We start from the raw sequence: 25,061 nt of genomic DNA on the forward strand, positions 1-25,061 counted from the left end.
GCTGGGGACGGCGTCGAGGTTGAAATCGAGCCGGCGAAAGAATGGCCGGAGCCGGAGGTTCCCGCGGATCTGAAAACCGCGCTCGCGGCCTCCCCGGAGGCGCAGGCCGCGTGGGAGGACGTCACGACCGCCGCGCGCTGGGACTGGATCCGCTGGATAAACTCGACCGGGAATCCCGAAACGCGCCGCAAGCGGATCGGGGTTGCCTGCTCGAAACTCGAAACCGGCAAGCGCAGGCCGTGCTGCTTCAACCGCAATATGTGCACGGAGCCGGAAGTATCGAAAGGCGGGGTGCTGGCGGGAGCGGGGAAATCGTAGCGGTGACAGGCAGCTGCCTGTGAAGAGGACAAGGTCCAAAGTGGAAATTGCCAGATACAAAGTACAATGGACAAAGGGCAAAGCAGGCTGGGAGTAAATTTCTTAAAGCGCCGCGGGGAAGGGATACATGGAGGCCTTCTGCTACATGGACGGGATAATAAAAACGTTCCGGGTGGACAGGATAATATCCGCCCGCGCTTCGCACGGCGGAAGTTGAGAGTTAAGAGTTGAGAGTTTAGAGTGATGGTAAGGTTTTCAACTCTCAACGCTCAACTCACAACTGAATAACTGGCGGCAAAGCCGCCCCCCTTGTGAAATCCCCGCCCGCGGCTTTGGTGAACGGCGGTATATCCAATCTGTATGTAACCCATTTCACAATCGCGGTGATATAATCGCCCCGGCGCGGCGGGTACCGCGCCGCAATCACACCACTGGAGGAAAGATATGGGCGCAAGCGGAATTTCGAAAATCGGCGTCATCGGCATCGGCACGATGGGCAACGGCATCGCGCAGGTTTCGGCGCAGTGCGGGTTCGACACGATCGTCATCGACGTAAGCGAAGAGGTCGTCGCCAAGGGGCTGGCCAAGATTCACAAGTCGCTGGAGCGGCTGGTCGCGAGCTACGAGAAAAGCGGCGGAGCGAAGGGAATATCCGCGGAAGCCGCGGCCGAGGCGAAGGGCCGGCTCAAAACGGGCGTCGCTACGGCGGACCTTCTGGGCTGCGACATAATCATCGAGGCGATAATCGAGAATTACGAGGCCAAGGCCGCGAAATTTAAGGAACTATCGGAGCTTGGATTCAGCGGCATACTCGCTTCGAATACGAGCAGCATTTCGATAACCAAGCTGGCGTCCTGCTACGCGCATCCGGAAAAATTCATGGGGATGCACTTCATGAATCCGGTGCCGCTGCAGCCGGGCGTCGAGCTCATCCGGGGTTTCCTGACGAGCGACGAAACGAGCGAGACGGTGACGGCATTGACGCGCGACCTCGGCAAGGAACCGATCAAGGCGGAAGACAAGGCAGGATTCGGTATCAACCGGATGTTCGTCCCCTTCTGCAACGAGGCGTACCGGGTCGTCGAGGAAGGGATAATGAGCGTGGAGGACTGCGACAAGACGACGCTGTGCTTGGGGCACAAGATGGGGCCGCTGACGACGTCGGATTACGTCGGACTCGACACGATGTACTACATCACGCACGTCCTCTGGGCGGAGTTCGGCGACGCGTACCGGCCGAGCCCGCTTCTGACCAGGCTGTTTGAAGCCGGACACTTCGGGATCAAGACCGGCAAGGGATTCTACATCTACGACGAGCAGGGGAACAAGATTGGCGTGAATCCCGCCGTGGCGCGGTACCGGATCGGGGGGTAGCGCGCGGTGCGCCCGGAAGCGGGCGCGGAGGTTGCAATGAATGAAAGGAAACGCATCCGCAAGCCGGCTGGCCTCGTCCACATCGTCGCCTGGGTGGTTTTCGGCGCGTGGGCGGGATTCTGGATGTTCTTCAACGTGGCGTCGGGATTCGGCGAGATCGCCGAATACGGAACCGGCTCGTTGATCGGCCATCTGATGATGCCCGCGGGCATCGTCATTGTGCTGGCCGTGCTTCTGCTCAACCGATTGCTGGGCGGATTGCTGCTATTGGCGGGCGCGGTTGGCTGCCTGCTGTTTTTCAGGGGCAACTACGAGATTTTCCTCGCACTCACGCTAGTCCTGCCGCAGCTTCTCGCCGGAGCGCTTTTCATCGCCGGGGTGTTCACGGGGCCGAAGGCGGCGAAGCCGGCAAATCCCGCCGCTGTATAATGCATCAATTACGGCCGACGGCGCAGGTCTCCTGCATTCGTAAATCGGAAACTAATTCAGCTTATAGTTAAGCGTCACGGTCATTGTGAGCGACGACTTGCCAAGCTCCTCCGGGATCGCTCCAAAAGGAGCCGCGTTCTGCACCGCCTGCACCGCGGCGCTGTCCAAGTCGGAGAATCCGCTCGACGACGCGACGCTCACGCCCGACACGCCGCCGGACGCGGTGACGGTGAACCGCACCTTGACGCTGCCCTCGTGCTCCATACGCTTCGCCTGCTCGGGATAGAACTTCGCGCCCTGAACTTTGGATTTCACCGAGCTCGTGTATTTCGAGAGGATCGCGGCGGTGTCCACTTTCGGTTTCTCCGGCTCGGGCGGCGGCTCCGGTTTCGGCCCCGGCTCCGGAGTTGCGGGCGCGGGCTCGGCCGTTCCGGTTCCGCCGGGCGTTCCTCCCGGCACGCCGCCCGCTTCGCCCTCCGGCACGCCGTCCGGCTCCGGATTTACCACCGGCCTGCCGTCGTCAACAAGATCCGAAGGCATCGGCTCCGGCGCCTTCGGGGGGGGAGGCGGCTCGTTCTGTTTCTTTTCAGGCTCCTGCTTCCTTTCTTCGCGTTTTTTTTCCTCGATTTTCGGCGGCTTGGTCTTTGGCGGTTCCGGCTTCGGCTGTTCGATTTTCGGCGGCTCGCTGAAATTGAAAATCAGCGCCACCTGCGGCGAGCGCGCCAGAATCACAGGCACTTTCAGAATGGCGAAAAGCAGCAGATGAAACGCCACGCTGCCGGCAAGCACCCATGCTTTCCATGTAAGGCGCATGCTACTCCCCCCCCGTCTTGGCTTCCAGCGCCTCCCGCGTCGCGGTTTCGAGCGCGACCGATTTCATCCCCGCGGCGCGCACCGCGTCTATCGCCTTCACCACGGTTTCTATAGGCACGGTCTTATCCGACTTGATCCGCACGATTTCGGGATGGCTCTCTTCCTTTGCCGTCGTCAGCGCCGCGACGAGGTTCTCCCATTCGACTGGCGCCTGGTTCAAAAACAAATTCGCGTCCTTGTCTATCGCGAGGTTGAGCGCCTTTTCCTCGGTGATGTCAGCGCTCACGCTGCGCGGCAAATCCACGTTGATCGAAGGCGCGAGGAACCGGTTGACCAGCATGAAAAACAGAAGCAGGATGAAAATGCAATCCAACAGCGGGGCGATCATTATCCCGGCTTCAGGCAACGGCTTGCGGCGGATGCGGCGGCGGGGCATTTAAATTACCTCCCAGCCCATCCTGCGGAAAACCTTTTCGACGTGCGCCACCGCGCGGGCCAGCCAGGTTTCATGCTTCGCCACCTGGCGGGTGAAGTGCAGGTACGCGATGACGCACGGGATCGCGATGCACAATCCCGCGGCGGTCGTGATAAGCGCCTCCCAGATTCCTCCGGCAAGGTCGCTTGGATTCACCTGGCCCTGCAGGTTTTGAATCTGGATGAACGCGCGGATGAGCCCCGTGATCGTTCCGAGGAGTCCGAGCAGCGGAGCGGTCTGGGCGATGATATTGATTCCGGTCAGACCGTGCTGCGGGATGCGAAGGTGCTCCTCGATCGCGATATCCACGCTTTCGAGGTTCAGCGACTTGTCGCGCTTCGCCGCGAGCAGCTCGCGCACCAGCGGATCGCCGTCGGGATTTCCGTCAGCTCCGGTCTTGACCTTGTCGCTTTCGCATGTCTCCATAAGGTTGCGCCGGTAGCGCGGCAAAACCGCCATAAAAAAAATGGACCGTTCGATAATGAAATACAGCGCGGCGATGCTCTCCGCAAGGAGAGGCCACATGAATATGCCGCCTTTTTCGAACCATTCCACCGATATGAGCCCCGATAATTACCCGGCTTCGCGGGCGGTAATTTTATCATCGGCACACAATTACGCGGCGCTAAAAGGCGAACACCGCTTCAGCCTGCCATTCAAATCCCGGCTTCGGCCCGTATCTGCGGTCAACCTCGTCGGTGACGTTAAGCAGATGCAGCTTTAATTTCCACGCACCGGTTCTGTAACCGAAGTGAAAATCGAGCGTCGTAAAGCCGGGCGCTTCAATCGCGTTTGCGGAATCCGTGAACCGGCTTGACGTGCTTCGAAGAAAAGCCTCGGCGTTCCACGCGCCGCGCGTGTAATCCAAAGAAACGCGGTGATCCCACTTCGGCGAATTCGGAAGCCTTGATCCGGAATCATCGTCGGTTGCATCAGTGTAAAGCGCATCGTACGAAGCCGTCCAGTCGGACGAAAGCCTGTGGCCCCAACCGAATTCAACTCCCTGCGACAGCGCGTTCTCAATATTGGATTCGCGGAAAAGCCACGGCGACGAAGAAATCTCGACCGCACTGATCAAATTTTCGACTTCGTTGCGGAACAGAATCAGGCGGGTCTGGCCGTTTTTGTACGGCCGCGCTTCGAGAGTAAGCTGATAGCCGGTGCTGGTCTCGGGCTGCAAATCCGGGTCTCCTTCGACGCGGTAGCCGAACGGGCTGTTGAAATCGAAGTAAAGCTCGCGCAGTCCCGGCGCTCGGAATCCGCGCGAAACGCTTGCCCGCAGGTCGTACGCCTCACTCGGCTTCCAACGGAACCCGACCTTCGGACTCATTTGTTTTCCGTAGGAGCTGTTATCGTCAAGCCGCACGCCCCAAATCCAAGTCCACTTTGGATTCGCGATCCACTCATGCTCAACGTATGCGACGGTAGTATCGTAGTCGGCGAATCCGGATTCTACGCGGTCGCTTTTGATCGAGTCTCTCAACGATCTCACGCCAAGCGTAAAAATGTGTTCGGACTTGTACCAGACATATTCGGCCTCGTAATCGCGCGAGCTTTCGGTGAAAGATGTTTCAGTCGCAGAGGAGGAATCGAAACCAACGAAGTAGCTGCGGTATCCGTGGTCGAAATTTCCATCGCGGATGCCCAGTCGTAAAACTTCGCCCGGATTTGTATCCCACTCGAAATCCGCGGATAGCTGCAAGCGCTCCGTCGAAGTGTCGCCGTTGCGAACGATGTCCGGGGGTGCGAACCGCGTGCTGCGCCGCACCTCGTCGAAATACAACGCGGTGACTTCGATGCGCGAAGCGTCCGAAAACGCGTGCCGGAGCTTTGCGAAAACCGCGTCGTGATCTTCTTCATCCCCGTCGCTGTCCAATGAGCGCGTGTCGAGGTCGTAACCATCGTAATCGAAATGCTCATAATCGAACAGCGCCGAGGTGTCTCCCCCTCCCCACGAAATTCCGATGCCTTCCGTAAGCAGGCCGAAGCTACCGCCCTTTCCCCGCAGCTCGCCGGATGCACCCTGCCCCGGCTTTTTTGTGATGATGTTTATTACGCCGCCGATCGCCTCGCTTCCGAAAATCGTGGACGACGGCCCCTTGATTACCTCGATCCGCTCGACCGCCGACAAGGGAAGCTGGTTCACGTCGAGTTGGTCGAAAACGCGGCCCGTGATGCGCTTGCCGTCGAGCAAAATCAGCGTGAACTTGGCGGGAAGCCCCAGAAGCCCGATGCTCGTTCCTCCGAAAACATCGTTCTCGTTCATTCCGACTTTGCGCCGAAGCAAATCGAGCATGTCCTGCGCGCCGCTTTCTTCGATTTCGGCTCGGTCGATTATCTCGGTCGTTGTCGGCACATCTTTGATCCCCCCCTGCCCCTTCGAATCCTCGACATCCACCTGGCCGAGTTCGACTTCGCCGTCGCTTTCGGATTCGTCGTCTAGGATTATCTCGTCGCCCGGCGGGGGGGACTCTTCGTCCTGCGCGGCGGCAGGAGCCGCCATCCAAAGCGAAGCGAAAATAGCGAGCGCGCCGGCAGACACATATATCGTGCGATTCAACAGATCACCCGTAATTCTGTCCGGGCAGGGGGAAGCATTGCCGCTTCCCCCATCCGGACGAAATTGCCATCAATTAGGTTTTATTCCAGTAGCGACCAGTCGGCCGTGAAGTCCACGTTTTCGACTACCGTATCGCTGGTCGCGATGTCCACAATCCCGCCGTTGCCTTCATAGTTGCCGAAATACGTCGCCTTGTGCGTGGTGAAGTTGTACTGGAAAATCGAGACGCTGTACTGGCCCTGGGGCAGTCCGGTGAACTCGAAGTCCACTCCAGCGGCGTTGTAATTGGCCTCGGTTATTTCGAAGTTTCCGAGGGGCGCGCCCTGACGGGGGGGGATCGTGTTCGCGCTTACGTAAACGGGCATCGTCCAATCCGGCGTTCCGGTGAACGACACTGTTCCACGAATCACGCCGTTGTCGAGCGTGGGGGGTTCGACTCCGAATCCGGCGGCGAATCGGATGTTTGAATTGTTGACCATGTTGACGTCGATTACGATATCATCCGCGAATTCGCCGTAAGGCGTGACCTCGTGCGTGGCGAAATCGTACCCGAGAAGCTGGACGCGGTACACGCCGTAGCTCATGTTTTCGATGTCGTACTCGAACCATCCGTCAACTATCATTTCCGCCGTAATATCGAACGTGAAACTGTTGACGTTGTCCGGCGGGCCGGGAGGAAGGGTTATGTCGGTGCGGAAAGCGTAAATATAAACGGCCTTGTCCGCCGGGAAGTCGCCTGCAACCTTAACCGACCCCGATAGCGTGCCGTCGGTGCCAAGCGCGTTGGCGGTAATGGACGACTTATCCGGACTTGATTCCGTGAGTACGATATCTCCGGTTTCCGCAAGCGCAATCTGGCTTGTCCCTACAACTCCGACCAGCCGCACGCGGTAAGTTCCAAGCGAAATCTCCGTGAACTCGAAATCGTATCGCGTGCCGCTGAGCGTCAGCGTCGCGGTTGCTACCGGAGCGGCTGTGCCGTTGCGGTAAAGCTGGGCCTGAAACGTCGCGCCCTCGGGCAGCGTCCCGTTTACGTTGAAGCTCCCGGAAATCGAACCCGTTGCCGCGGGAGGCGGAAGAATTCGTCCTCCTCCCCCCCCGCAAGCGGAAAGCGCGGCCAATATGGCCGCCGTTGCAATTGCAAAAATCACCTTATTCAAAGCGTGTAACCTCCGAAATAGCTTGATTTATCGGCGGTCGCCCGCCGGCCGGAATGTCTCCGGCAAGATACGAATAACACGCGAATGCGGTGAACCGTGGGTCAGTATGCGGCTTGCGACCTTGTTACGAATTTCTCACAGCAAGCTTTAACATTCGATTATTTCCGTTAGGCGCGGTATACGCGATATACGCACGCCCCGGCGTGAAATTGACATTGTCCACAAGCATGCTCAGGAAGAAACCGGTTCCCGCGGTGGTCGGATCAACCGTCATCGGAGAAAGAAATCCCGGCTCTCCAATCTTGTCAATCGCATAGCGGGCGCCCAAATTGTTCTGGTCGAACCACGCGGCGGCGGCTATGCCTGTCCCGCCGGAATTGATAACGCCTACCGCGGTGGAAAATCCGTTGCCCGCGCGCGGTGCGTCAACGTCTTCAACCTCCCAGGAGTCCGCTCCCGTGCGCTTCGCGTACATCGGCTTGCCGGTAACAGCATTCTGGAATGTCATTACCGGCTTTCCTGCGAGATCGAGTGCGAGATCGAGATACAGCCCCGCCCCCGCCTCGCCCGCAACCACCTCGTTAACCCATGCCGGCGGATCTTGACCGAGGTCGAGGTACGAAAACGACGCTCCGTCCGTTTGGCTGTAGTACGCAATGCCTATAGTCTGGCCGCCGCCCGGATCGAAATATACCGGCTCGGCCCTTAACGCCTGCACCTGGAACTGGAAGCCGCCCGGAACGAAGCTGTCCGTAACTTCGAGCTCTTCCCAGTTGCTTCCGTTCTTTTCTGTACGCATTAAAGTTTGATTGGTCGCGTCCGTGTAACACACCACCGGAATGTTACCCGGGCCGATCGCGATCCGCGGCGAGCACAGCACCGCGTCGTAATCGCCCGATGTTCCGCGATCCACCACTTCGTAGTTTGTCCACGAGCCGTCGTTCGTAACATAAAGCACGCGCGTCGTCGGCGACGCGTCGCCCGTATCCGTCCAATCCAAGTAAACTATGTGCGGACGGTTCATCGCGTCGAATGCCAAGCTCGGGAACGGACCGTGCACCTCCCCGACCGGCGGAGTGTAAACCGTTTCGGTCACCCAGCTGCCCGACTCGTTCGAAGCATATTTAAGCGTTCCGTTGCCCTGGTCATAGTACGCGATGCCCAGCCAGCCCTCCGGCGCTTGCGCGATGGACGGCGTGAATCCCGTATCGCCGACGTTGTCAATCGTAGTGAGCGTGAAATTTCCCGTAAACGCCGGCGTTACCGTCATGCTCTCGGTGTTGTCATCTTCATTTCCGACGGCATCCCTCGCGCGAACGCTGAATCTGTACGTCCGGTTGTTTATCAGGTTCGTCACAATGGTCGCATTGCCGGAAACATTAAGCTTGGTTCTTCCCGCGGCCTCCGCTGCAAGAAAATCCACCGGCCCGCTGCCCGTGTCCTCTTCCCAATAAATGTTGAACGTGACCGGCGGACTAGAAACGTCCGTGGCGTCCCCCCACGAAATGTCGGCGCCCTGGTTGCGAGCGGCCGCCCCGGTGATACCGGAGGTTGTAATCCAAATAGGCGGCTCGGTATCCAACCCAGACTCCGGTGTGGCGATGAGGCTGTTGGTGTTTTGCGTGAGATTGGGCGGCGTCGCCGAATCCGCGGCGCGCACGCCGAAGCGGTACGCGACGCCGTTAGTCAGTCCGATTACCAGCGCGCTCTCTCCGGACAGCCCGTGCATCACCCTGCCTGCGGTGTCCGCTGCTCCGTAATCCAGCGGAGGAGTCCCGTCGTCCTCTTCCCAGTAAACACTGTAAGTTACCGGAGGCGTGTCCGCATCGGTCGCCCCGTGCCAAGTGACGCGCGCCGAACCATCCCCGGGAATCACCGCCTTAATTCCGGGCTGGTCAATCCAAACCGGAGGCGTTAAATCGGGGTTGCCGCTTGCTGAAGGCATTCCTAGCGAAAACTCCACGTTTTCCGTTTCGTTCGGGACGGTTGCACCGTCCAGTGCGGTGACAAGCAGGCTGTATACCTGGTCGTTCGCAAGTCCGGTCAACAAGTGCGGGCTGACAATGTCGTTGACGACCGTCGCCTGGTCTTTGATTATCGGCCCGTTGCCCGGCGCGTAATACAGTCTGTACCGCACAGGCGGCGAACCGGCGTCCGTCGCGCTGCCGAAGGAAATCGAAAGTTGGCCGTCGCCGGAGAGTACCTGCGTGATTCCGATTTCATCGTCCCATTCCGGCGGCAGAATGTCAGCGGTCGAGCCCGATTGCGGCGTACCGCGCCCTTTTCCGATCAGCTCGTCCGGCGGATTGCTCGTTTCGTTGTAAGGATCCGCGCTGTCGCGCGCGCGCACCAGCATGTAATATTCGGTACCATTCACGATGTTGTGCCCCGGATCGCTTCCCAAATAAAACGGGCTGGTTACTCCCACTATAGTCCGCACGTCGGACGCCTGCCCGATTGGAGAGGTCGCATACCGCAAAACGTACTGCACCGGCGGCGACTCCGCATCCTCGGCGCGCCCGAACCAAATCTTGATTATCCCGTCCGCCGCAACCGAGTTGGTTATGCCCGTGCCCGCCACCCATACCGGCGGGGTCGTGTCCGTAGCGGGCGTAACGAATTCGTATGCGGTATTGCTTTCGACGCCTTCTTCAAGGGCGAGCGTGTCGTAAGGCACGACCTTGTAAGTGTAGCCCTGTCCCACCTCGACCTGTGTGTCAATAAACGTATATACCGGTCTGCTGTTGTCCTCGGGAACCGACGGGCGCCAAACCGTAAGCGGGCCGCCCTGGCTGCCGATAAACGGGTCAACGAATCCCGGCTGGTCCTCGCGGTGCCTGTACACCCGGTATCCGCTCACGACCGAAAGGTAGTTCACCGCAATGGGAGTGATGTCTGAAACGCCGATTTCCTCGCTTTTGTCGCCGTCCACGTAACGATCGATGTGATCCTCTACACCGTCTCCGACGATGTTACCGAAGCGCAGCGCGATGGGCGTGATGTCCGCGACTCCCACTTCGCCGTCGTTGTTGTAGTCGCCCGTGTTCACTTCCGTCCATCGAAGCTCCACGTTCAGCCCCGCGTTTGTATTGGCTACCAGCGTAGTTACACGGTTCCAATCTCCCTTCGGCGCACTGGCGGGCGCACGGTTTCGGCTTTCGTCGAACGGCTGCGCAAGAAAGCTTACGGTAGCCACCGTCCCGTCTCCCGTCGGCATGCCTTTCTCCGGGTGAAGCCGGGCAACGCCGATGGAGACAAGTCCCGGTGTATGCGATACAACCATCGAAATCCGCTCGTTCTTGTTGCCGAAAAAGTCCGAAATCGCCGTTTCCTTCGGCGAAAATTCGGTGTATTCGTAGCGCAGATAAAGCAGGCTGTGCGGGATGCCGGGACTGCCATGAACCGAAATCGTGACCATCGTCTCGCCGTCAGCCAAGGTTTTTCGTTCGAGCCGATACAGCGCGGTAAGCTCGGCGTTCGGGCGGCCGGTGTCGTCCACCACCCAAAGCGAGAATCCCTCGGCGTGAACACCCATCGCCGGATCCAAGTTGTACGGATCGAGCGGCGTCCACGGCTCGCCCGCGGGCAGCGCGACCTGCTGGACGTACTCCTTAATATCCTTTGTAGGGCTGGCTTCGCCGCACGAAAGCAAGGTCGCCGCCATTGCGAAGGCGGCGATGATAGTTACAATTTTAATAAGTCCGAAAATTTGCTGAACAGCGCGCATAGACCGCCCCAATCGGGCCAAAAGCCCGGATTTCCACAACAGACGAGACATTATATCCCATAGTGGATTAGACGTCCGCGAAGTCGGAGAGGTTCACAGTATCAATTTCGTCAATGCAGTATCAATTTCGTCAATGCAATACGGCCTGATTGGATGACGATCGCTTTCCGGCGGATATTTCGTGAATAAACGGCCTAAAATCGAATTTTTCGGTATAATCCTAACGCGGGCAATCCATCCGGATCGGCATCCTCCGAGGAGGTGCCAATATTGCGCGCAATTCGTTTCGTCCTGACTGCGGCCGTTCCGGGTATCCCGCTCGCCGGAGCTTTCGCGATAGCTTATTCGCTTGCGGGGAGCACCGAAATCGCCGCCGGGCTGATTACCGTCGGCTTCGCCCTGATTTCGTTCTTCGCCGGAATCGCTGCGGGGAAAATCCTACCCGGGCAAATCTGGTCCGCTGCGGGCGCGGGAATCGCCCCGATTGCGGCGCTTGTTTTCACGGCGTGGAGGATGACGCCGGGCGGAATCGAATCAGCTGACTTACTTTCGGCATGCGTGCTCGCCCTGTTGGCAGCAACCGGGCTCGTTTTGGGAGCATCCGCCGCGAGTTTGCAATTTGGAATGCGCTATGTTGCCGCATCGGGATTCGCCGTCGGTGCTGCCGCGCTGTACCTTCATCAGGGGCTGGCCGAATCGCCTTTTTCCAGTGGTTATTTTCTCATAACGGACGACGTGCCGGGATGGATTGCGGCAAGCTGGCTGTTCGCGTTGCTTTACTTTTCCGGCTCGCTTCTGCTGGGCTCGATGTTTCCGGAAGGAGGCTGGCGGTGGGGGCTGTTCGCGGCCGGCCCCTCCCTGGCGCTTTTTGTCGAAGTATACCGATATTTCGGATATCTTGCGGCCGAAATGGGCGGCATCGCAGACGCGGTGCCCGGCAGCTTCGAGTCTGCTCTAGGCGACTCGGCGTTAATGGCGCTGTTTGCGTTGCTTGCATTCGCGATGTTCTTCGCCGCCGGCGCGCTGGGCGCAATCGCAGGCGTCTCCATGTCTCGAAGGCTCGAATCCGAATCTGCTGTTCGCGAAGCGGGAATTAGGATGCGGCCTTAGCGTTCGGCGCACCGATACCAAACCGCCGACCAGCATTTACAGCCCGTATGGATTATCGGGATCCGAAGGCGGCTTTTTTTCTTTCTTCTTCGGTTTTTTTTCTTCCTCGGCCTGGGCGACTTTGTCAATGTAAAACTGGGCTTCCCGTCGCGCCTTTTCCCACCTTACCGCCTCGTCCGCCGTCGCCTCCAGGAACCGAGTGTAAATCGGGGCGGCGTCCTCAAACCTGTCGCGGTTGACGTAGAATCGGGCGAGCGCAAGGAGCACTGCGGCGTCATCGGGCGCGGCGTCAAGCGCGAGCTTGTACTCGGCTTCGGCCTGCTCGTACTTTCCGTCGGCCTCTAGACTCTGCGCGCTGCGGTAATGCGCCATCTGCGGGCTGTAGCACGAGAAGAACTGACCCAGAACGAGCACGAGCGCGAGAGCGTGGAGGCGGGAGGAACAACGGCTTATCGTCTTGAGAAATGCCTTGAGCATGCACGGATTATACCCTCTGGGCACTGTCGGAATGCACGCGGCGTGAAATCCTGCTATCATCCTCCGCGGGAGGTTTCCGCATGGGAGCAACCAATTTTGGCAGGCGCGCGTTCCTGAAGGGGATCGCCGCGTTCGGCGGCGCGGCCGCGCTTAATCCATACCTTGTTTATTTCGCCGAGGCTGCAACTGTCAACGCCGCGCGCGCGAGGGGCGGTTCGCCTTACCAGAACACTTCAAAAGCGATTGCCGCGCTGGGTGGGATGGCGCGATTCGTCAAAAAAGGCCAGAAAGTCGCGATTGTCCCGAACATCGGCTGGGCGCGCACGGAGGAATATGCGGCGAACACGAATCCGCAGGTCGTTCGCTGCCTGGTTGACCTTTGCAAAAAAGCCGGTGCATCACAGATCGACGTCTTCTGCAATCCCTGCAATGACATACGCGTCTGCTACGAAAAGAGCGGCATCGAGAAGGCGCTGTCCGGCTCGGCCGCGCGGCTTCAATACTTGAGCGGGGATTCCTACGTTCTCGTGCCGGCGGTACGCGGCGTCAAAGCTCTGACAGGCGGCACCGACGTGTACAAACTGGCGCGCAACGCCGATGTGCTTATCAACGTCCCGATACTCAAACACCACGGCTTGGCCGGCTTGACCATCTGTATGAAGAACCTGATGGGAGTGATAAAAAAGCGCGGCGAGCTTCATTCGCGGATACACGACGCGCTTCCCGACCTCGCAATGATGATCCCTTCGCATTTGTGCGTCGTTGACGCGACGCGCATCCTGAAGCGCAACGGCCCCACAGGCGGCAGCCTTGACGATGTGGAGCGCAAGGACACGGTCATCGCGTGCGTGAACATCGTCGAGGCGGACGCGCTGGGCGCGCAGCTGTTCGGTACCGCGCCTTCAAGCTTTGGATTCATCGCCGAGGCGAACCGCCGCGGAATGGGCGAGATAAATCCGAAAAACATCGCGGTCAAGGACGTGGCGTAATAAACCGCTTGCGATGAATTTTCCCAAATCAAGCCCGTTTCCAAGCGCTTGAGGGTTTATCCGGCTACAATCTTCCCGTGGGACGGATTCGGGGAGCCGGTGGAGTCTCACGGCGGAAGACGCCCTTGCCTGTCCGCGCGCTCGCGGCTTCGCAGCCGCTGCGTGTCGCGTGGGTTCCCGTCCGCAGAACCGTCCAGGTGTTGAGTTTCCTGGTGTTTGCCGCGTTTTTCTTTTCGCTCGCCTACCCGCTCCGGCTGCCTTACGATCCGCGCTTGGTATTCAACCTCGATCCGCTCACCCACCTCTGGCAGCTATTTTCACGGCAAGGATTATTCCTCTGGAATTGGGCGATAGTCGCGCTTATCTGGTGGGCCGCGCTCGGACGCGCGTTTTGCGGCTGGATGTGCCCGCTCGGCGTAATCCTGGATTTCTCCCGCTGGTTCTCAAAGTGGTTCGCCCGCGCGTTCAACCTCAAGCGTCCGCCCGCGGACGAGCTGTTCGCTCCCGGCGCACCTCCGCCGCCCGACGCACCCGTGTACAAAGCGCCCGCATCGCTCAATCTCTGGTTGCTGGGCGTTTTCCTGACGCTCGCGGCGCTCAAAATGCCCCTCGTTTGGATATTCGATCCCATCGTCCTTGCGTTCAAGTTTTTCACCGTGGCGCTCTACCCCGCGCTGGACGCGCCCGCGCGCGCCGCGTATACCGCGTTCGATGCGCGGTTCACCGGCGCGGACTGGTGGTATCCGGTAAGCCGGTTTTTCGGCAAGTTCCCCGCTCCCTCGTATACCGACACGCTGCTTATCGTGGCTTTCGTCCTCGTTCTCGTGCTAATCGAGCAGAAGCACCGCCGCTGGTGGTGCAAGTACGTCTGCCCGCTGGGCGCGCTTCAGCGCATAAGCTATTTCTTCTCCCCGCTCAGGAGGCGGCTCGTCAGTGGATGCACGGCCTGCACGCTTTGCGAAAAGGAATGCCACTTCGCCGGGGACATGTCCGCCGACTGCATGTTCTGCATGCACTGCATTGACAAGTGCGACACCCGCAAGATCTCGTTCCTTCCGACGAAAAATCTCGCGTTGTTCAACGGCAAGGGCAACAACACCGGCCGGTCGTGCAAGGGAACGCCGGACTCCAAAAAGAACCCGCTGCGCCTGAAGGTCGAGCGGATAAACGCGCTTAAGCCGGGCACCGACCGGAGGGCGTTTTTGGGCAGCGTCGCCGCGGGGGTCGTCGCCTATCCCGTGCTGAATCTCTTCAATCAAAAGGTCAATCTGCCGGTTGATTTCATCCGCCCGCCAGGGGTCGCGGACGAAAACGAGTTTTTGGAAAAATGCATCAAGTGCGGGCAGTGCCTGAAAGTGTGCCTGACAAACGGCCTGCAGCCGGCACTTTTCGAGGCCGGCCTTGACGGGCTGTGGACGCCCCGGATGATGAACCGTATGGGATATTGCGACTACGAATGCAACCTGTGCGGCGCGGCCTGCCCGACCGGCGCGATCCCGCCTCTGGCGCTCGACGACAAGAAAAAGGCGGTGATGGGGCTCGCCTACGTGGACGTTTCGCGGTGCATCCCGTTCGTTTCGCGCAGGGAGTGCATCGTGTGCGAGGAGCACTGCCCCACGCCCGATAAGGCGATAGTGATGCAGCAGTTCGAGGCCGCGACGCCGGACGGGGAGCGCTATTTATCGAAACGCCCCGTCGTGCTGCGGGAGCTTTGCACCGGATGCGGGATATGCGAGTACAAGTGCCCGCTTCCCTCGCAGGCGGCGATCCGTGTGTTCCGCGAGCCGCCCGCGACGGGCCTTGGAACGTTCGAGCCGGACCCTGCGGAAGCGAAGGCCACATATGGGTATATGGAAGGAGAGGGCTGATCAGCAGCATTCAGGGCTGATGCCCGGCTAAAACGTCAGCTTGACGATGTGGATGTGCGGCACTTTCCAGTCTATGTGCACTTCGCCGAACGTGCGCTTGAGAAGCGTGACCGCGTCCGGATCGTTCAACATCCCGATGTAAAACTCGACCGGCTGCTTGGTTTCCTTGTGAAAACGCGACGAGAACTCGATAAGCTTGCCTTTCGTTTCCTGCGTCGCAATCCCGTCCGACGTGACCGCGATCCCCAGCACGGTGTTGCCCGCCTTGTCCTTGGCCAGCAGATCAGGGACGAAGTTGCCCTTCGCCGGCGGCGGAGGAAGGCGCACCGGGTTCGGATTCACCAGGTGCGTCAACGTGTAACCCTTCGCCTGAAGGTAGCCGCCGAGCGCCCACGCGAGCTTGAATTTGAATGGCACGTTGAAGCCGTTCATATTTACCGACACGACCGGATTTTATCATGGGCAACCGGCGGCCGCGGCGGAATCGCAGCGAAATAGAGGAGTACGCTTCAGTCCTTCTTGTCGCCGCGGCGGCGCAGTCCGGAAAGCTTCTTGCGCGCGCGAACCTCGTAACTTGCGCGGGAAAATTCGCCCTCGTCGTCCACGGGCTTGTGCCAGGTTATTTCCGGTATCTGCGAATCTTCCACGGCCGCGGGGCTCCCGCCTTCAGCTTCCGGGGCGCTCGCGCCGCCTTCTCCGCGCGTCCGGACGATGCGCTCGACGGCGGTTGGCGCGCTTTCGCCCGGATGCGGCTTGGAAACGCCGATAAGCTCGCGCACCTTTTTGCTGCGCTCGACGAGCCGCGCGATTGAAACGTTTTCGCGCAGCGCGCCCCGCCTGATTCGCGCCTGGCGCAATCTTTCCGAATAACTTCGGAAAGCCTCCTCCGCCATTTCAAGGTACTCGCGGCTCCAGCTTACGCGGCGCACCGCGATATCCAAAATCCAGAGATAAACCGCGATCAGAATCAACAGTTCCCATATCGGATCGTGCTTGACCTGGGGCTTCCTGCCCTTATTGAACAGGTCGTCCGGCGAAAGCGAAAGCTCCGTTCCCAGCGCGGCCAACCTGCCCAGCACGTACTCGTCCGGCCCCAGCCTGCGGTACTCCGGCGAGTAGCTGACCGCAAGGCCGGTGGACGCCGACCGCGCGCCGTCCTTCGTTTTGCCGATGACGTTGACCATGTAGGTTCCAGTGTTCTCGATCGGGAACTCGCCGCTGTATTTACCCGATGCGACCTGCCGCAGCTTCACGGTCTGCGATTTCATGTCCGGGCCGACGACGTTCGCCTCGACGTCCGTCGGAAGCTCGGCCGCGGCGCGCTCTTCTAGCGCGGTCAATGTGATGATGCCGCGGTCTCCCTCCAGTTTTGCTTCGGCGCGGTAACCCGGATTCTGCGCCGCTGCACTGGTCGCGCGCAATATTCCGCTGAAAAAGCTTTCGTATCCTTCCCAGCCCAGCCAGTGCGCGCCCCAGCGGTTCTTCGCGTCGCTCGTCCAGGCGACGCTCATCCCCAGGCCGTAGCGCCACGCGGCAAGCAGCGGATCGGACTGCGGCGTGCGAAGCGGAACCTCCGCGGTGGGCTTGGCGCTTGTCGCGACGTAACCGTCAAGCTGCGGCGCGGACTCCCATGCAATTCCGGAAGTGAGCGAGTGGAAGCCGGAGGGAACCGCCTTGAACGGCGTTTCGACTATTGTTCCCTTGTTCGCCATGAAAGTTTCGCGCGTGAAAATCCGCGGGAGGTCGTACGGATCGTCCGTGAAATAAGCGTTGCCCTTTCCCGCCTTCGCGATGTCAGCCATGAATTTCAAGTCGGCGTCGTCGCCTATTGAAACCGTGGACACCGTCACGTTTCCTGCGACGAGCTTGCCGACGATTGCGGAAAAATCGCCGGGCGCGGTCATCCCGTCGGACAGGAGAATCACATGCTTCACCTTCGCGTCGATGGCGGAGAGCTTTTTTTCGGCCTCGACGAGCGCGGGATAAATTTCCGTCCCCCCCCCCGACTGGACGCTGCGGATTATTTCCTTCGATTTTTCCTTATCCGTGTTCTGCGCGAACTTGAGCACCCACATCGGCAGACTGTCGAACGTCAGCACGCCGATGTAATCGCTCGGCTCGGTGACCTCGATTGTCGCGATGCACGCCTCGCGGGCCAGCGCGAGTTTTTCGTAGCCGTTGTAAACCATCGACATCGAGCCGCTGCGGTCGATCAACAGGCACACCGCCACGTTGGGCGAGAGCGCGTGTTTTTTGAAATCCATCGTGACAGGCAGCGCTTCCTCGATTTTAGTCTTGTAATACCCGCCGGGCCCGAAGCTGTCCGGATCGCCCAGCATCGCAAGGCCGTGCCCGAAGTCCTTCACGGACGCCGCGATCTGCTGCATCTGCGGCTCGGAAAGCTCGTGCGCGGGCACCGCGGAAAGCACTATCGAATCGAAAGACAGCCACTCGGCGAGATCGAGAGGCAGGCCGCGCGAAGTCATCCGCTGCGATTCTATCCGGTGCGCGGAGAGCGCGCGGTCCAGTGCGCCGGTGTCGGACGCGTCGTTGCTTGCGATAAGCACGCCCGCGCGGCCCGCGACGCGCGTGTACGCGAACGCGCGGTTGTTTTCGGGCATCGTATCGCGCTCCGCTTCGAGCGCGACCGCGAACGAGTGAAACCCCGGACTGAGCCCCGGCTGCGGAAAAGAAAACGTATTCTTCCCCGGCGTCAGCTCGATTTCGCTTTCGCCCGTGTACTGGCCGTCCGTCATCAATATCACGCGGCCCTTCTGGGTGACCGAGCTGGAAAATATCATCCGGATTCCAACGGTTTCGCCCTCGCCCACGCTGCCGGGCGCGTACAGCATGTCTACGCCCGCCTCCGCGCCGAACTCCGGACGGATCGGTACGGTCACGATCTCCGCTCCTTCGCCCACTACGCGCGTGGCCTCGCTGACCGCGTCGCCAAGGTTTTCCGCGCCGTCGGTCAGGAGCACGATGCGCTTTTGCACTCCGGGTGGGAAGGAGGAAAACGCGAGCCTGATTCCATCCGCCAAATTTGTGTAGTTCCCGCTTACGCGCACCTGCGGGCGAAGTATCTCTTCCGGCTGGATCGCGCCGGTCGGAAACGTATCTATCGCTCCTTCGCGCCCGACCATCACGAGGCCGACAAGGTCGTCCTTGGGCTTGTTTTTTATGGTTTCGGCTACCGTAGCCAGCGCCTCGTCTCGCTGCGCTGCCGGAATGCTGTCCGAGGAATCAACGACGAATACGACGCCCAGCCTGTCAACCTTGCGCATCGCTCGCGCGCCCGCGAGCGCTAACACGAGCATAACAAGAATCGCGAGCCTTAATGCGAGCGAAACCGCGCGTTGGATGCGCGATTGATGGCTGAAGCTCCCCCGCGCCCAAAGCGCAATCGGAACGGCGAGTACCAAAAGCAGCAGCGCGGCGGGATTGGTGAAAGTCACGCTCTGTCACCGCTTTTTGCGCTGGTTCGCACGCGGAAAGTTTACCAGAGCTACCAGCCCAGGGCTTCCTCCAGGAACCGGCGGCTTTTGAGCGGCGCATCCATCATCGCGGCCAGCATCCGCCAGAGCGTTTTTTCGACCGAGTCGGGCGGCGCCGAGCCGATCCAGCCCGAATCGTATTGCGCCAGCGCTACGTCCGCCAGCCGGTACAGCGCGCATACGACGTCCGCAGTCGTTTCGTAGCCCGCGATTTTGCCCGACGCGGTGAGGGGCGCGCAGCCGTCGTGGTACGCGTGCTCGCTTTTGCGGTCGACAACCGCCGCGCCGGCAACTATGGGCCGGCCGCATTCCGCACACGACGAGAAATCGGGATAGACGCCGGAGAGCTTCAGCAGTTTCGCCTCGACGAAACACGCGAGATGCCGGTGATGGTACGCATCGGGCAGAACGCGCAGCGCGTTCACGGTGAGGCGGAATACCGGCTCCCAAAGATCCTCCGGCCAGTGCCCTGATTCGAGAAGCTCCAGAAAAAACGAGCCCGCGGCCAGGCATCGGATATCGGACTGCACCTTTTTGTGAGAGTTGCGAAGCTCCACTCCGGAGACGATAAGAAGCGGCGCGGAGCGCGTACCCGCGGCTTCGACCGCGGCCGCATCGCCGCGACCCGCGCCGCCCGCGCCGCGTCCGCGCGACACATTTACATGGAACCGGCCCTCGCAAAACGTGCGCGTCGCGCCCGCGAGCTTGCTTTTTTCCTTGCGAGCGCTGCGGACGAGCGCCGATATCTTTCCGCAATCGGGGCCGAATATCACTACGCGGCGGTCGGATTCGCCGGAGTTCCGCGCCGAGCAAACGATGCCGTAAACCGATTCGCCCACGGGGGGGATTATAGACGCGGGACGGCCAGCGGAAGCGGTTGAGCAATCGCCGCGTCTCGCCTATACTGCACTTCGGGCCGTTCCGCCGGCTTTAACCACGATGAGAAAAAGGGATGCAATCAGGAAGCTCGCACTCTCGGCGGGGGATTACTTCGCCCGGCCGTTCGCGGAATTCGCGCGCCTCGAGGCCGCAGGCGGCATCCTGCTTTTGCTCGCTTCGATCGCCGCGCTGATCTGGGCGAACACTTACACCGGCGACACCTACACCGCCGCATGGGAGACGCATTTTTCGATTGCGCTCGGGCCATGGTCGCTGGACAAGCCGCTGCATTACTGGATCAACGACGGCCTGATGGCCGTTTTCTTTTTCGTCGTAGGCCTCGAAATCAAGCGCGAGATTCTCTCCGGCGAGCTTTCGAGCGCGCGCAAGGCCGCGCTTCCGCTTATCGCCGCGCTCGGCGGAATGATCGTCCCCGCGCTCATCTTCGTTTCGCTCAATCTGGAAGGCGAGGGAATCCACGGATGGGGAATCCCGGTCGCGACCGACATCGCGTTCGCGCTGGGGATTCTATCTCTGTTGGGCAAGCGCGCGCCGCTCTCCCTCAAGGTATTTTTAACCGCGCTGGCGATCGCGGATGACCTTGGCGCGGTTCTCGTGATCGCGATTTTCTACACAGAAAAGCTTTCGCTCTCTTATCTGGGAATCGCGTTCGCCGCGCTTGCGCTGTTGGCGTTTTTCAACTGGGTCGGTGTGCGCGCCGCGCCGCCGTACATAGCACTGGGAATAATCTGCTGGCTTGCGATGCTTGACAGCGGGGTGCACGCGACGGTCGCGGGCGTGCTTGTCGCGCTCACGATTCCGAGCAGCGGCCGGCATCCGCAAACCATGCACGAGGCGGCGGATGCAGACGTGGAAGCCGGGCAAGAAGAGGGAATTCACATGCACGGCCGCGGCCTTTTGGAAGACCTCGAACACGACCTGCATCCGTGGGTGACGTTCGCGATAATGCCGCTGTTCGCGCTGGCGAACGCGGGCGTCGCGGTGGGGGGGGAGTTTTTGGCCATGCTAGGCAGTCCGGTCGCGATGGGCGCGTCGCTGGGGCTGTTTTTCGGAAAGCAGGCTGGCGTGTTTTCGTTCTCGTGGCTGTCGGTCAGGCTCGGACTCGCGGAGCTGCCGTCCGGCGTGTCGTTCCGCCACATTTACGGCGCGGCGATTCTGTGCGGAATCGGCTTCACGATGTCGCTTTTCATCGCGGGCCTTGCGTTCGGCGAGGGGAGTCACCTGGACGAGGCAAAAGTCGGGATACTGACCGGCTCGCTCGTGTCGGCGGTCGCGGGACTCGCGTTCCTCTCGCTCGTGCGGTTTTTCCCGAAGAGGGCGAGAGAGGCGCAAGTGGAACCGCTAGGGTAAAGCTGGTCCGGCCACCTATCCCGCTTACGAACCAACTTTCCGCAGCGGTCTGTACCTTTTCATCTTCTTCACGATTGGGCCGAGGTTGGGATTATCCAGCACCTTCTGCCACAGGTATTTTTGCGCGTCCGCCTCGGACATGCCCTTAGTTTCCTCGGCGATGCGCTTCTGGATATCCCATTTCATTTGTACGCAGTCGAAATCTTTAGCCGATTTCATCCTGCATCACCACCTTTGGAGTATAAATTGGAATCGACCGGTATCCCATGCTCACATTCACTTCGCTGAACCTTCTGACCCGGGCCGGATTGGCGATATGCTTCATATTCCAACTAATCAGCAAATCGACATCGGCAAAAGTCGCGGCCGCCACATGCTCGGCATCCTTGAACGAGCCAGGTTCGAGAATGCCGGACCTCAAATACTCTTCTCTCAGTCGCAGAATTTCGGGATTGTTTTCCACGACCTCGGTTATTTCGCCAGGCAAATCCGAGAAAACGCGCTGAACCTATCTGGCGCAAGTTCAAGCTCTTCAAGCGTGACGTACGAAACAACGAGCAACACTCTGCCATCCATCACCATCTCGAAGAAAACACGGCTGGCGGCTTAGAACTCCCTATCGAAACAGCCTCCGAAGACGGATGTATCGGCATAATATCTGAGAGGCCTCACCAAGACATTATACCCCGCGATCTCATTACCCCCCTTTCCCGTTCTTCCCCTCGCTCCGAAGCAGCGCCCATATTATCGGCAGTATCTCGCCGTCCAGCACGGCCTGGACGTTGCCGGTTTCGTAGTCCGTGCGCGTATCCTTGACCAGCTGGTATGGCTGCAGCACGTAATTGCGGATTTGGCTGCCCCAGGCGATCTCCTTCGTTTCGCCTCGAAGCTCCTCCACGCGCTCTTTCTTTTCCCGGCGCATCATTTCGGCGAGCCGGCTGCGCAAAACGCGCATCGCCTGCAGGCGATTCTTATGCTGGCTGCGCTCGTTCTGGCAGGTCACGACAATCCCGGTCGGCAGGTGGGTGATTCGCACCGCGCTGTCCGTCTTGTTTACATGCTGGCCGCCCGCGGACGACGCGCGGTAAGTGTCTATTTTCAAATCCTTTTCGCTTATATCTATCGGCGCGTCCTCCTCGATTTCGGGAATCACATCCACCGCAGCGAAGCTGGTATGACGTCGCTTGTTCGCGTCGAACGGCGAGATGCGCACGAGCCGGTGCACGCCGCGCTCGCCGCGCAAATATCCATACGCCAGCTCTCCCTCAACCAGCATAGTCAGGCTTTTCGTTCCCGCGACTTCGCCGGGAGTGAAATCGAGTACGCTAGTCGTCCATCCCATCTTGCGGGAGAACATCGAGTACATCCGCGCCAGCATGTCCACCCAGTCGTGACTCTCGGTGCCGCCCGCCCCGGCATGAATCGTGACGAGCGCCGGCGCGGCGTCGAACTCGCCCGAAAGAAGCGCGGTGGCTTCCAGTGCGTCCACATGCTCCACGAACTGCTCCAGACGCTTGACGAATTCCCTGAAATCTGCGGAGTTTTCTTCCGCTCCGCCTTCTTCGCCGATAATTTCCCAGAGCACTTCAAGCTCGTCGCATTCGGCAGCGGTGGCATCGTATTTCGATACGCGCGCGCGCAACCCGGACGCTGCTCTGTTGATTTCGGTTGCTTTTTTCGGATCGTTCCAGAAGTCCGGCGCGGCCATCGCGGTTTCGAGTTCGGCGAGGCGCGCGCGCGCGCCGGCTACGTCAAAGATAGTCTCCCATTTCGAGGAGCTTTTCTTTGAGCCTGCGCAGGCTTTCCCTGACTTCCGAAGGTTGCATGACGGGGATTTATACCACGGACGGGGCCGATTCTCGCCCGGCGCGGCGCGCGATTACAGAAAACCCTCCATCTCGCCGACGCAGCAAAGCCAGGTGAAAGCGACGAGGGCAATAGCGACACATAGCCAACCGAACCATTCGCCGAGACGCGTATAAACGGTCTGACCTTCCAGAAGCGCAATGGATTCCGAGATGAACCCTGGCGAGAGCGGCCGCGTTTCCTTAATCACGATGCCTGCGGGATCGATGACCTGGCTGATTCCCGTCGTCGCGCAACGAAGCAGGAAGCGCCGGTTCTCGACCGCGCGGAAGGCGTCCATCATCGAATGCTGGACCGTGCCGGAGGGCAGCTTGTACCAGCTGTTGTTGGTAATTACCGCGATCGCCTGACCGCCGCGGCGGACCTGCTCCCGCGGGATATATGGAAAAATCGAATCGAAACAAACTCCGGTGGCGATCTTGGCGTAGCGCGCTTCGCCCGCTCTGCGGCGGGAAAGCGGAAACGACAAAGGCTCAAGACTGCGCCCGGCGTCGATGTCCTGCTCCCCCCAGGGATACGGCAGGATTTGAATAGCGCGGCGGAACGGCAGCGCCTCGCCGAACGGCACAACCGCGATTTTGTCCCTCACCGCTTCAATCCGTCCTCTTTCATTGAGCAAAACCGCGCTGTTGTAGTAAGCGCCGTTGCGCTTCGTGATCGAGCCGAAAAGGAGGCAGGCGCCATGGCGTGTGGCAACCGATCTTATCAGCGGCGCGATCGAAAGATTCACAGCCGGATCGGTCAACTCGCCAGTCGTGCTTTCCGGCCAAACGACCAGGTCGGGGCGCGCGCTTCCAATGCCCAAATCCGTCGCGCGCACATAGGTTTCGCGCGCTCTCGCCGAGTAATTGCTCGTCCATTCGACGTCGCTTTCAAGCCCGCCTTGCACAAGGGCGACAGAAAGCTTTTGTCCTTCAAAGCTCCGTGACAAGCTGAAGTATCCATAGCCCAGAATAAGGGCAAACGCCGCCGCACAAATTACGCCCGCGCGAATTCTCAATCTCGAATCGCCGGGATGAAAGAGCGCCTGGTAAATCGCGACATTGACAAGGTAAACGGAAAAGCCGACGAGGGATACGCCTCCAATATCGGCAAGCTGTATGAACAGCGGCTCGTAAGACAGTGCGTACGCGGGCAACAGCCACGGGAATCCCCAGGTGCCAAGCGCTTCTATTACCGTCAACGCCACAGCGCAGACGGGTATCATCCACCACCACGAAGCCGGGCTGGCTCGCCTGAACGCAAGCCAGGCGCAAAGCGCGGTCATCCCGAAAACGACGGAATACATCAGCGACAGCGAAATAACCGGAATCGGACCGAAGCTGATAAGCCAGTAAAGAACGCCTGCATGCCCTACGACGCCGGACAAATATCCGCACAAAAACGCTTCCTTGGCCGTGCGCGACATCGCGGCCGCCCCCAGCATCGGAACGAACGCAATCCAAATCGCCCAAGGCAATTCCGGAAAATGCGCGATATCGTTCGGAAAGGCGGCTATGACAAGCAACCCGGTAAAAAGCGACAAGAAAAATTTTGCGAGATCTAGTAACAAAGCCATCAAATCGGCTAATGCGGGGACGAAAGCTGGGGCGTCAGGTTCAATTCGAAACGTCTTCCAGGTGAAACAAATCCGCGGGAGCGTCCACCGCGTCGCCGTCCTTGTCTATGTGGCGGACGATGATGCCGTAACGCATCAATGTCTGGGCAATCAGGTTGTGGCGGTGGGAAATCTGCCATTCGGCTTCGCTGGACAACAGGCACACCTTCCTGCCCGGAAGCAAATCCATCAGCTTCGAGATGCCTTCCTGGTAGTTTTTCTCGCGCTCCTTGGCGATGGGATCAAGCCGCCCGTCCAGCGTCAGGCTGCCGAGCATAAGCCCCATCCAGATGTAACTGATGCCGCGCCGGTGCAGTACCGCGTCTAAGCGATGTTTGTCGTAGTGCGGAAGGTAGGTCGAGTATGGAAACGAGCGAACATCAACGACGAGGTCGATGCCGTACCTTTCGAGCAGAGCCAAAAGCTCCTCGGGAGGACGGTCGCTGTGTCCGATTGAATAACATTCGAGTGCCTGCTCGACGGTCACGGGGCGGGATTATAACATGGGAATTGAACCGCGATAGCGAGCGCCATGTTGAAATGATGTACAATTA

At 59.8% G+C, this 25,061-nt stretch carries 22 protein-coding genes; 7 read left to right on the forward strand and 15 right to left on the reverse strand.

Features of this window, described 5'->3' with window-relative positions; all coding sequences use genetic code 11:
• The 3 genes from HRF49_00500 to HRF49_00510 all read left to right on the forward strand — a co-directional run.
• Nucleotides 1-318 (forward strand): YdeI/OmpD-associated family protein (locus HRF49_00500; GenBank protein ID MEP0813130.1); only part of this gene is annotated, 318 nt, incomplete at its 5' end.
• A 444-nt stretch (nt 319-762) separates the two neighbouring features.
• Nucleotides 763-1,692, forward strand: a complete 930-nt coding sequence (locus tag HRF49_00505) for a 3-hydroxybutyryl-CoA dehydrogenase (protein ID MEP0813131.1) — start codon at nt 763-765, stop codon at nt 1,690-1,692.
• A gap of 36 nt (nt 1,693-1,728) precedes the next feature.
• Nucleotides 1,729-2,121: a hypothetical protein gene (locus HRF49_00510; protein ID MEP0813132.1), complete on the forward strand. Its 393-nt coding sequence runs from the start codon at nt 1,729-1,731 to the stop codon at nt 2,119-2,121.
• Between the two features lie 51 nt (nt 2,122-2,172).
• Here the strand turns inward: HRF49_00510 and HRF49_00515 are convergent, their stop codons facing one another.
• From HRF49_00515 to HRF49_00540, 6 genes are all read right to left on the reverse strand, one after another.
• Nucleotides 2,173-2,934 (reverse strand): TonB family protein, encoded by a 762-nt coding sequence (locus tag HRF49_00515; protein MEP0813133.1) that lies wholly within the window; start codon nt 2,932-2,934, stop codon nt 2,173-2,175.
• A gap of 1 nt (nt 2,935) precedes the next feature.
• Entirely contained in the window at nt 2,936-3,370 is a 435-nt protein-coding gene (locus HRF49_00520; GenBank protein MEP0813134.1) for a biopolymer transporter ExbD, read from the reverse strand.
• Entirely contained in the window at nt 3,371-3,964 is a 594-nt protein-coding gene (locus HRF49_00525) for a MotA/TolQ/ExbB proton channel family protein (GenBank protein MEP0813135.1), read from the reverse strand.
• A 70-nt stretch (nt 3,965-4,034) separates the two neighbouring features.
• Complete coding sequence (locus HRF49_00530) at nt 4,035-5,969, reverse strand: TonB-dependent receptor (GenBank protein MEP0813136.1); 1,935 nt, start codon at nt 5,967-5,969, stop codon at nt 4,035-4,037.
• A gap of 80 nt (nt 5,970-6,049) precedes the next feature.
• Nucleotides 6,050-7,129, reverse strand: a complete 1,080-nt coding sequence (locus HRF49_00535; protein MEP0813137.1) for a hypothetical protein — start codon at nt 7,127-7,129, stop codon at nt 6,050-6,052.
• Between the two features lie 124 nt (nt 7,130-7,253).
• A complete protein-coding gene (locus HRF49_00540; protein ID MEP0813138.1) occupies nt 7,254-10,781 on the reverse strand; it encodes a fibronectin type III domain-containing protein in 3,528 nt (1,175 codons plus the stop codon).
• Between the two features lie 345 nt (nt 10,782-11,126).
• Between HRF49_00540 and HRF49_00545 the strand changes: the two genes are divergently transcribed.
• Nucleotides 11,127-11,966: a hypothetical protein gene (locus HRF49_00545; protein ID MEP0813139.1), complete on the forward strand. Its 840-nt coding sequence runs from the start codon at nt 11,127-11,129 to the stop codon at nt 11,964-11,966.
• A gap of 36 nt (nt 11,967-12,002) precedes the next feature.
• Here the strand turns inward: HRF49_00545 and HRF49_00550 are convergent, their stop codons facing one another.
• Nucleotides 12,003-12,443 (reverse strand): tetratricopeptide repeat protein, encoded by a 441-nt coding sequence (locus tag HRF49_00550; protein ID MEP0813140.1) that lies wholly within the window; start codon nt 12,441-12,443, stop codon nt 12,003-12,005.
• 80 nt (nt 12,444-12,523) lie between these two features.
• Here HRF49_00550 and HRF49_00555 point away from each other — a divergent pair, with 80 nt between their 5' ends.
• Both HRF49_00555 and HRF49_00560 read left to right on the forward strand, forming a co-directional pair.
• The gene (locus HRF49_00555; protein ID MEP0813141.1) at nt 12,524-13,432 is read left to right on the forward strand and encodes a DUF362 domain-containing protein; all 909 of its coding nucleotides are present in this window, start codon (nt 12,524-12,526) and stop codon (nt 13,430-13,432) included.
• 125 nt (nt 13,433-13,557) lie between these two features.
• Nucleotides 13,558-15,300, forward strand: coding sequence for a 4Fe-4S binding protein (locus HRF49_00560; protein MEP0813142.1), 1,743 nt, complete (start codon nt 13,558-13,560; stop codon nt 15,298-15,300).
• A 27-nt stretch (nt 15,301-15,327) separates the two neighbouring features.
• Here the strand turns inward: HRF49_00560 and HRF49_00565 are convergent, their stop codons facing one another.
• The 3 genes from HRF49_00565 to HRF49_00575 all read right to left on the reverse strand — a co-directional run bounded on the left by HRF49_00565 (nt 15,328) and on the right by HRF49_00575 (nt 19,633).
• Nucleotides 15,328-15,744, reverse strand: coding sequence for a hypothetical protein (locus HRF49_00565; GenBank protein ID MEP0813143.1), 417 nt, complete (start codon nt 15,742-15,744; stop codon nt 15,328-15,330).
• A 65-nt stretch (nt 15,745-15,809) separates the two neighbouring features.
• Nucleotides 15,810-18,755, reverse strand: a complete 2,946-nt coding sequence (locus tag HRF49_00570) for a VWA domain-containing protein (GenBank protein ID MEP0813144.1) — start codon at nt 18,753-18,755, stop codon at nt 15,810-15,812.
• A gap of 50 nt (nt 18,756-18,805) precedes the next feature.
• Entirely contained in the window at nt 18,806-19,633 is an 828-nt protein-coding gene (locus HRF49_00575; protein MEP0813145.1) for a DNA repair protein RecO C-terminal domain-containing protein, read from the reverse strand.
• A 100-nt stretch (nt 19,634-19,733) separates the two neighbouring features.
• Here HRF49_00575 and nhaA point away from each other — a divergent pair, with 100 nt between their 5' ends.
• Nucleotides 19,734-21,044, forward strand: a complete 1,311-nt coding sequence (nhaA, locus tag HRF49_00580) for a Na+/H+ antiporter NhaA (GenBank protein MEP0813146.1) — start codon at nt 19,734-19,736, stop codon at nt 21,042-21,044.
• A 24-nt stretch (nt 21,045-21,068) separates the two neighbouring features.
• Here nhaA and HRF49_00585 read toward each other — a convergent pair whose 3' ends face one another.
• The 5 genes from HRF49_00585 to HRF49_00605 form a co-directional block, all read right to left on the reverse strand.
• Nucleotides 21,069-21,263 carry a hypothetical protein gene (locus HRF49_00585; GenBank protein MEP0813147.1) on the reverse strand — a complete coding sequence of 65 codons (195 nt, stop codon included), beginning with the start codon at nt 21,261-21,263 and terminating at the stop codon, nt 21,069-21,071.
• Nucleotides 21,250-21,507 (reverse strand): hypothetical protein, encoded by a 258-nt coding sequence (locus HRF49_00590; protein ID MEP0813148.1) that lies wholly within the window; start codon nt 21,505-21,507, stop codon nt 21,250-21,252. Before HRF49_00590 ends, HRF49_00585 begins: the two co-directional genes overlap by 14 nt.
• Nucleotides 21,508-21,741: 234 nt before the next feature.
• Nucleotides 21,742-22,870, reverse strand: a protein-coding gene (locus HRF49_00595; GenBank protein MEP0813149.1) for a peptide chain release factor 2 whose coding sequence is annotated in 2 segments (ribosomal slippage) — nt 21,742-22,797 and nt 22,799-22,870 — 1,128 coding nt in all. Because the reading frame shifts where the segments join, the coding sequence is not laid out codon by codon here.
• A 53-nt stretch (nt 22,871-22,923) separates the two neighbouring features.
• Nucleotides 22,924-24,435, reverse strand: a complete 1,512-nt coding sequence (gene lnt / locus HRF49_00600; protein MEP0813150.1) for an apolipoprotein N-acyltransferase — start codon at nt 24,433-24,435, stop codon at nt 22,924-22,926.
• Between the two features lie 73 nt (nt 24,436-24,508).
• A complete protein-coding gene (locus HRF49_00605; protein ID MEP0813151.1) occupies nt 24,509-24,994 on the reverse strand; it encodes a DUF488 domain-containing protein in 486 nt (161 codons plus the stop codon).
• Between the last annotated feature and the right edge of the window lie 67 nt (nt 24,995-25,061).

It is taken from the genome of bacterium, from assembly GCA_039961635.1.
Taxonomy (GTDB): domain Bacteria; phylum 4484-113; class 4484-113; order JAGGVC01; family JAGGVC01; genus JABRWB01.